Source organism: Mesotoga sp. UBA5825, from assembly GCF_002432955.1.
GTDB lineage: Bacteria > Thermotogota > Thermotogae > Petrotogales > Kosmotogaceae > Mesotoga.
In genome coordinates this window covers 1-7,514 of sequence record NZ_DJHG01000037.1, presented here as the reverse complement: position 1 = coordinate 7,514, position 7,514 = coordinate 1, and the positions used below count along the sequence as shown (strand labels likewise).

Genomic DNA, 7,514 nt, shown 5'->3' with positions numbered 1-7,514 from the left:
CCGCTGTACGCTGTTTAGAGCCGTCTTCGTTGAAATCGAATACTAGATCTTGGAATACAGCGGAGAGACATCTGGGATAAAACCCTCGAGAGCATTTAGAATAGTGATTGCTCAATCTTTGCCAGACTCCAGAACCGAGAGCCGCTTTTTAGCTTTTGTTCTTATAACTTGCAACTTGAATCTTGGAACTTGGAACTGATGACCAAGAACGTGGACGCGAAGCGTCGGAACGAGGAACTGCTCTTGTTCCTAAAAATGGAGTCCCTCTTTTTCAGACGATCTCTAAAGTGTTTTGACGAACCAATCTACGGTGGCCCCGATCAACTGATCAAAGGCTGTCATGTCCCCCGTGAAAATGTTGAACGTATGGTCCGCGCCTTCTATAAGAAGAACTTCTGACTCATTGTTTCTTGATGCATCGACAATTCTCTGAGCATTTACAGGATCAACTACTGTATCTAGAGCACCATTGATTGCTAGTACTGGCGCTGTGGAGTTAGAGAAGACCTGTAACACGTCAGTGCCATAAGCTTCATCGAACCACTGAAGACCTAGCTTAAGGGAGCTTCTCCATTCAAATGTAAGCTCATAGAATCCGTTTTCCTTTGCAATTTCGTAAGCTTCTAGATCTGCAACACCCGACAGGTCGGGTGCGCCTGCCCAGCAAAGCACCGATTTATAAGCCGGATTCTGTCCTGCAGCGAGCAAAGCGATTGTTCCACCCTGGCTCCAGCCCATTACTCCTGCTCTATGGCCGTCTATTCTCGGAAGACTTGCTGCGTAAGCGAAGGCGATATTCGTATCGTCCACAGCCGATGTGAAGTTGTAGTCGATGTAGTCTGCAGTACTCTCGCCATTACCAATGAAGTCGAAGCGGATACTGGCAATACCTGCCTCTGCGAGAGCAGGAGCTGCCAGGAGGTAGCCTCCGCCGGCTTCGCTCTTGTCAGAGCCGGTTCCATGAAGCATGACGACTATTGGAAATGGTCCATCGCCTTTAGGGATGCAGATAACAGCAGGAATATCATGATCGATATTGGGAATCATGACCGATATTTCCGTATACGCCGCAGGAATCTTCAATACCGTTCCCACCTGCAGTGCAAACTCATCAGTGATTCCGTTGAGTTCAGCGATTTCCTTCCAGTCGACATCATAGGTCTTTGCAATCTCCCATAGAGTGTCTCCCTTTACAACAGTGTACTCGGTTCCGGCCGCTAGAAGCATGGTGCCAAGAAGCAAGACCAGAACTACGGCCAGAGAAGCTCTCCTCGTAACTTTCAATACAATCACCCCTCACATAAGGATTTGGTTTCAATTTCAGTATACACCCCCAGAGAAGAGGCGATGAGACAAATATCTGTCATTTAGGTTATTTGATCGGCTGCCATTCTCCAGTCCAGTCAACATAGTTCTCATGCTTCACAGAGACTAACGTATTTCTTTCGCCACGACCGCAATTCTTTCTCATGCAAATGGTGCTCCCGCCAAGAGTTGATCACGCAGAATCCGTGGCGTGTCCGGCACTCTCTAGACTTTGCGCAATCAGTATGTGCTGCACACTTGAACGGCGTAGTCGAATTCTTCTCCATGCTTCATCCACAAGAGAAGGAAAAAATTTCCTCTCAAGTGAACGGTCCCCGCGATTGAAATTTCGCTCGATTCAGATACTTCAAGCAATCGGATTGTTTCTGATCCATCCAGTCTGATTGCCTTTAATTCGAAGGCATCTCCATAAACTAGCCACTTGCCGCCAGGGAGGACCGCGCAGGATGAAGCGGTGAGGACGAGATCTTCTGTAGATAGAGTCCCCTTCACTGCATAAAATACTGCAATGAAGCCATTTTCTTCGATGAAGAAAACTCTGTCCTCTTCCGGCAGCCAGTGAAGCTTGTTCGTCGAGTAAGTTACTCCGATGTTTTTCACTGCAGAAGTCTGCGTCTCTTGGACGAATATCTTCCCCTCTGCCCGCGGAAAAGGCCAAAGTCGCCGGTATCGCTGAATCCGAAGAACTCCAGCCCGTTTACCGAGCTGTAGGAAAACTCAGAGAACTTCCCTGCGCGATTGACCGAAACTGCTTGCCCGGTGTGTGAATAAATGGTAAGTATTTCATCGTCTCGCCATTTGTAGTTATATTGATCGGTCGAGACAATCTGAACTGCTTCGAAAGGAAGAGCAAAGACATCGTACTCGCCTGCATCCAGATCGTATACTTTGAATCTTGTCGAAGGGTCGCTACCCGCCCTCATCTCAATTATTAGCCTATTTCTGTCGAAGGACAATTGAGACCTTTGAGAGTGATAGCATTCGATGCCACATCCAGCCAGATCAACTCTCCTCTTATCAAGTCAGCCGGTCTTTCCACAACTTCAAATACCTCAGCAGGGTTTTCATAGTGAACTGAGTTGCTTTCTTTCTTTATAACAAGGTTATCGATTCTGTTTCTCAGCTCGAGATCTTTTTGATTTGGCCATCTCGTGTACATGAAACCATAGCTTCTGAAGACCTCTGCTGCCTCCTCGACGGCCTCGTCAAGGGAGTGCATTAATTCTTTCTTTCCTTTGGCAGTTATGAAATTGCCTTCACTTTCGATTCTTGCCAGAGATGCTTCAATACTATCGAAACGTTGATTGAGATACTCCTCAGCTGCTTCAGAAGCTACCGTTCTCTTTTCTGCCCTTTCCAGAAAATCTATGAATTCTTTGCAGAGACCCAACGAGGGACGTTTCCGGGGACTCCATTATTTACTGTTCGTTAGCATTCGCATTCTTGATTATCATCGATGCTTCGCAATGACAGCGGCCTTCAGTGATCTGTCTCTAACTTTACAGGTTCAGTTCTTGTATTAAAATCTTGAAAGAATCCGAGCAACATTCATTATACAAGCCGGTGTCGCAGCAGCTATCGTGCTTTTCTCTACTTCCTCTGTATCAGGCCGATCATATGGCCTTCTGGATCTGTAAAGAATGCAAGGATATTATTCCCAGATTCGAACGGCCCCTGGAGAATTTCCTGTCCCTGATTCTTGACTCGTTCAATGATCTCATCCATATCCTCAACTTCGATATAGAGAGCCCTGTGAGTAGGAAGAGTGCCTTTTCCCGTGAATATGCCTCCGTTTATTCCTTTAGGGTCTCCGCTCCTGAATGAATGGAATTTAGTATCGCTAACTTCTGTTTCCCATTCGAAGACTTCCTCATAGAATTCCGAAAGTGACTCCCCATCTAGTGCGTTGATTTCCCAGTAAACTACTGGCATTTTCTTAGCCACTGAATTCGCCTCCTAGCGATAACGTATTACTGCTGAAGCTAATCTAGAGTTGCGGTACTTCCCCTTTGATTAGCCGTTGTGAACTCTGCTGAGTAGATCCTTTGAAGATGGTGCTTTCTGTTCTTCAACTTTCTTCTTTCGAAGAAGAAGGTTTCAACGGCAGCCCATATAAAAACCCAGCTCGCAATGACCAGAATTTCGTGAAGAGCGTACGCGTTAAATGATAATTCCGTAAGGATCGAAGCGCTGCCCATTGCCAGCATGCCGACCACGATAAGAATGACACTTAATCTTGCCAGTCTTTTCAGATCCAGATCAACGTAGTAGACTAGCGGAACAAGAGAATCTCTGATAGAGTTTCTGACCCTCGGAATAAACTCTTTCATCTCTGATTCAGGACCTTCAATTGAAACACTCAGACCTCTTCTCAATGGTAGGTACCTGGTCCGCTCTTCAAGTAATTCGATAAGCTTTTCAGCATCTTGCTTTGCGAACGATGTGTCGTCTGCTTTGACATGTACGGTGCCGTCATCGGCTCTCTCAGAGTAGCTTTTCACGCGCCTATCGAGCTCTCTTGTTTCGACTTTCACCCTTTCTAGACTGGTTTTGTTCAAGAACTTCATCTCCTTGAGCCGATATTCATGTTTTCCAAACAACCTGGCGGCCGTTAGCTGAATGATTGCGATGAAAGATTATAAGTCAACCGCCACACAAAAGCGAAGGGATCTACAGAACAACCGCTGCGAAAAGAGTTCGCGGATTATCACTCCACAGAAGGCCGGAATTTTGTGGAATGACGATCCAAATAATTACGTTCATAGTTTCTACAGGTTTATTTTCATGCGAAGAACGCTTCATTCGTCATAGAAAAAATGACTCAACATAATGGTCCTTCACATGATCAACTGTCTACACTTGATGAGCAGCTCTCACGCTTTCTCGAACAATCGGCCTCTTTCTTCCAGAGAGATACAGTTCAAACCTGTTCAGTAATGCCATGAGTATTTCCGCTCTGCATCGATTCTCTTTCCATCTGTCAGAACGTAATCTAAGAACAGAATCTCGGTGGCTCTGTCGAAAGACGGCATGACCCCGAACATGTGGTTCCAAGTGTTCACGAAAACAATCGGCCTGTCCTCCAAAAACGTTATGAATTGAATCATTAGGACTGCCGAGCCGTGCAGATCTTTCGTGTCAGTGAAGGAGTGGTCTCCGGAGAACACGCCGGGAAAATCGATTACGATTATCTGACCGTCGGAATTGTATCTTACGTAGAAGGTTTCTATATCTTCTACACGACCGTATCTGAAGAATCTGTAGGCATCGTACAGGAAATCGAGTAACGCGCACGGGTGATCTTCATCCGCAAAGACCACAGTCACTTCAAGTAATAGATTCTGCTCTGAGAAATCTGTGAAGACCTCTATGATACCGTTCCTTGAATCAAACTCCGGCATCGAGAAGACAGGCAGTTTGATCTCGAATCGTGCAAACGTTAGAATCGCGAGTACCAAAGAAAGCAATGTCAGTATTCTTCTCATGAACATCCCCCCATAAACACCTATTTGTTCTCGAGTAATATTGTATAATGCGGATGCATCCAAACAGCCATGAAGTATTTCATGCTTTGTCGGCAACATCAAACAAGCGGGCAAATCGGTGTATCCCTTCTCGGGAACTTCCGGCTTTTTTCGTTTGCTCTCTCAATCTATCAGATGATAAGGAACGGTTCTTTTCTGCGTCCAGCACATTTCTCTTTCTGTAGCAATTTTGAACATGGTCGAAAAGGTGCCACTTGCACTGGTCTGTTTTTCGCCCTTTGAGGAACGCTTCTTAGTTCTCAAAGCTCGCGCCATGAAAGAGAATCAGTCCCTATTTGGATTACATTCCAGCTCTCTGATATCATATACCGAGATCGCTCAGGGGTCGGTGAGAAAATGAAAATCATTGAAAATGAGAATGCAAAGATAGGAGTTTATGATGCGCAAGACGTTGCTATAAGTAATGCACAGGCATTGCTTGACTCAATATCGGACAGTGTCTATGAAGGCTGCACCGATTTCATATTCAGAAAGGAGCACTTTCCAGAGGAGTTCTACGATCTCAACACAGGTCTTGCGGGGGAGATTCTTCAGAAGATGACGAACTACAGGTTGAGGCTTGCAATTGTCGGAGACTTCACCAGTGTTAATAGCAACAGCCTGCGTGCATTCATTGCCGAGTCGAACAGGGGCACCCAGAACTTCTTCGTAGCTACCGAAGAAGAGGCCATCAAGAAACTCTCCCGAAGGGCTGACTAGGACGAACATTCTCAAAGTATCCTTTTTTGACTGGGGTCCATCTAGACAGACGCTTCTGGGTGTCTTTTGCCGGGCATCTTTGTCCATACATCCAGTTTTGGAGATAGGGATCTTCAAACAAATGTCGAATCAATAATGTAGTTACATAACAACTCTTCTGCCAACAAAGACAAGGGATCGTTAAATTGCCTTCTGCTTGGGCAACTGGTAGAATTCATTTGGAAGCAGATTCAAATTAATGTCTGCCAATGCTCCGAACTGAAGGTGACGTGTTGATTGATCATTCCACTAGATCGATAGAGATACCAAAATACATAATTGTTAAGCCTGGCGCTTCTGAAGGACTGTCCGCTTTTCTAGAAATGATGAGATTCAACAGTGTCTGTTTTGTCACTCAGAAGGAAGTGCTTGACATCTTACCTTATATAAGAGATTCAATAGAGAGCAAAGATCAATCTGTGTTCATGGTTGATGAGAGGCCGAACCTGAACAATCTCATAAGTAAAGTCGACCTTGTTCATAGTATTCGCCCTGATGCATTAGTTGGTATTGGCGGTGGATCAGTCCTCGATACGGTCAAGTTCTTCGGTCACATTCTGAACATCCCGTTGATTCTTCTTCCTACTTTAGCTTCGAACGATGGAATTTGTTCTCCTGTCGTTTCAATGAAGCTTAGCAATGGCAGAAGCGACAGCCTCAGGGCGAGAATGCCTTTCGCCCTCTTTGCAGATGTAAGCGTAATACACAGTGCACCGAAGAAATATCTCTATGCAGGTTTGGGTGATGCGATTTCGAATGTCCCTGCCATTCTTGATTGGGAGCTCTCAGCGCAGCGTACGGGAGAACAGATCGATTACTTCGCAAAGACGCTTTCTGTAATGAGCTACAAGAGTTTGCTCAACTTCAGGCACGCCAGCATTGATGACGAAGACTTTGTGGAGACACTAGTGAATTCGCTGATCACGAGCGGAATTTCCATGGAATATGCGGGGAACTCTCGTTCTGCAAGCGGTTCCGAGCACATGCTCTCCCACGCGGCAGATGTTGTTTTCAACAGTAACTTTCTCCATGGCCATCAGACTGGATTCTACACTTGTATTGTCCTCAAAGCGTATGATGCCGAGCTCTATGAAAAAGTATTGGAACTCCTTTGCGATCTAGGATTTTTCAACTATCTACCGGAGGATCTATTTGATAGTGGAAGGTTTTCTGAGATCTTGAAGATTGCCAGAACGATAAGGCAACGATACACGATCCTCAATACACTGGATGATAAAAAGCTTCTTGAAGTCTTTGAGGACTCTGTATCTGAAATTCGTTACGCCATTTCGCACACTGATTCCCGAACATAAGTCTGGCAAGATTAGATATTGTGGAACGCATAGGGAAATAGTGTGATGATTTTCACAGATATTGTCATTCTAGCAAAGCCTTATCATACCCTCATCGTCTTCTTGGAGTTCAAATGTTTCATTCCTTGGTTCCAGAATCAGTGACCATTGTCAAGTAATCACGATTTCACGCATCTCTACTCTCTTGATCTTAAATCACCGCTCTACGCTCATCATTACCCACATCATATTCTCTGGATCTCATCTCATCCGTTTCGCTGTCTCATGATCTCGTGGTCTTCAACCAAGAACCTGGACACGTAGTGTCGGAACGATGAACCACTCTTCTGCTCTTGATCTTAAATCCCCTTCAGCGGGGGGTGACCGATTGCAAATGGGGCGTGTGCTCTTTGAAGTGCGTCTCGTCTCGTTTTTCGCTTCTTTTGTTCTGTCATCGTGCATTGCAAAATACAGGATCTGCTATTTCTCGTAATGTTGGTGGTCTCGAATATCGTCTTTCTCGAAGCGAAGCTTCATCTCAAGTTCAAAGCGTTCTCTCTCGTTCCCTCGATCTTCCACTCGTTTCTTCAAAGGTAGGGTCAAGAGATGGCGC

At 45.4% G+C, this 7,514-nt stretch carries 9 protein-coding genes; 2 read left to right on the top strand and 7 right to left on the bottom strand.

Features of this window, described 5'->3' with window-relative positions:
* Positions 1–282: 282 nt before the first annotated feature.
* From B3N33_RS03905 to B3N33_RS03875, 7 genes are all read right to left on the bottom strand, one after another.
* A complete protein-coding gene (locus B3N33_RS03905) occupies positions 283–1,293 on the bottom strand; it encodes an alpha/beta fold hydrolase (protein ID WP_292592206.1) in 1,011 nt (336 codons plus the stop codon).
* A gap of 252 nt (positions 1,294–1,545) precedes the next feature.
* Complete coding sequence (locus B3N33_RS03900; protein ID WP_292588955.1) at positions 1,546–1,926, bottom strand: hypothetical protein; 381 nt, start codon at positions 1,924–1,926, stop codon at positions 1,546–1,548.
* Positions 1,923–2,282, bottom strand: a complete 360-nt coding sequence (locus tag B3N33_RS03895; RefSeq protein ID WP_292592205.1) for a hypothetical protein — start codon at positions 2,280–2,282, stop codon at positions 1,923–1,925. Before B3N33_RS03895 ends, B3N33_RS03900 begins: the two co-directional genes overlap by 4 nt.
* A complete protein-coding gene (locus B3N33_RS03890; RefSeq protein WP_292592204.1) occupies positions 2,258–2,716 on the bottom strand; it encodes a hypothetical protein in 459 nt (152 codons plus the stop codon). Before B3N33_RS03890 ends, B3N33_RS03895 begins: the two co-directional genes overlap by 25 nt.
* A 200-nt stretch (positions 2,717–2,916) precedes the next feature.
* Positions 2,917–3,270 (bottom strand): VOC family protein, encoded by a 354-nt coding sequence (locus tag B3N33_RS03885; RefSeq protein WP_213918276.1) that lies wholly within the window; start codon positions 3,268–3,270, stop codon positions 2,917–2,919.
* Between the two features lie 38 nt (positions 3,271–3,308).
* A complete protein-coding gene (locus tag B3N33_RS03880; RefSeq protein ID WP_213918274.1) occupies positions 3,309–3,884 on the bottom strand; it encodes a hypothetical protein in 576 nt (191 codons plus the stop codon).
* 372 nt (positions 3,885–4,256) lie between these two features.
* Entirely contained in the window at positions 4,257–4,811 is a 555-nt protein-coding gene (locus B3N33_RS03875) for a hypothetical protein (RefSeq protein ID WP_214079684.1), read from the bottom strand.
* 396 nt (positions 4,812–5,207) lie between these two features.
* Here B3N33_RS03875 and B3N33_RS03870 point away from each other — a divergent pair, with 396 nt between their 5' ends.
* Together B3N33_RS03870 and B3N33_RS03865 are read left to right on the top strand one after the other, a co-directional pair.
* On the top strand, positions 5,208–5,570 hold the full coding sequence (locus B3N33_RS03870) for a DUF4180 domain-containing protein (protein WP_214060747.1): 363 nt from the start codon (positions 5,208–5,210) through the stop codon (positions 5,568–5,570).
* 272 nt (positions 5,571–5,842) lie between these two features.
* Positions 5,843–6,922, top strand: a complete 1,080-nt coding sequence (locus B3N33_RS03865; protein ID WP_214060748.1) for an iron-containing alcohol dehydrogenase family protein — start codon at positions 5,843–5,845, stop codon at positions 6,920–6,922.
* Positions 6,923–7,514 lie beyond the last annotated feature (592 nt).

Excerpts from the sequence above, each read along its gene's own strand:
- B3N33_RS03875 (WP_214079684.1), bottom strand. The coding sequence starts at position 4,811 with ATGAGAAGAATACTGACATTGCTTTCTTTGGTACTCGCGATTCTAACG.
- B3N33_RS03870 (WP_214060747.1), top strand. The coding sequence starts at position 5,208 with ATGAAAATCATTGAAAATGAGAATGCAAAGATAGGAGTTTATGATGCG.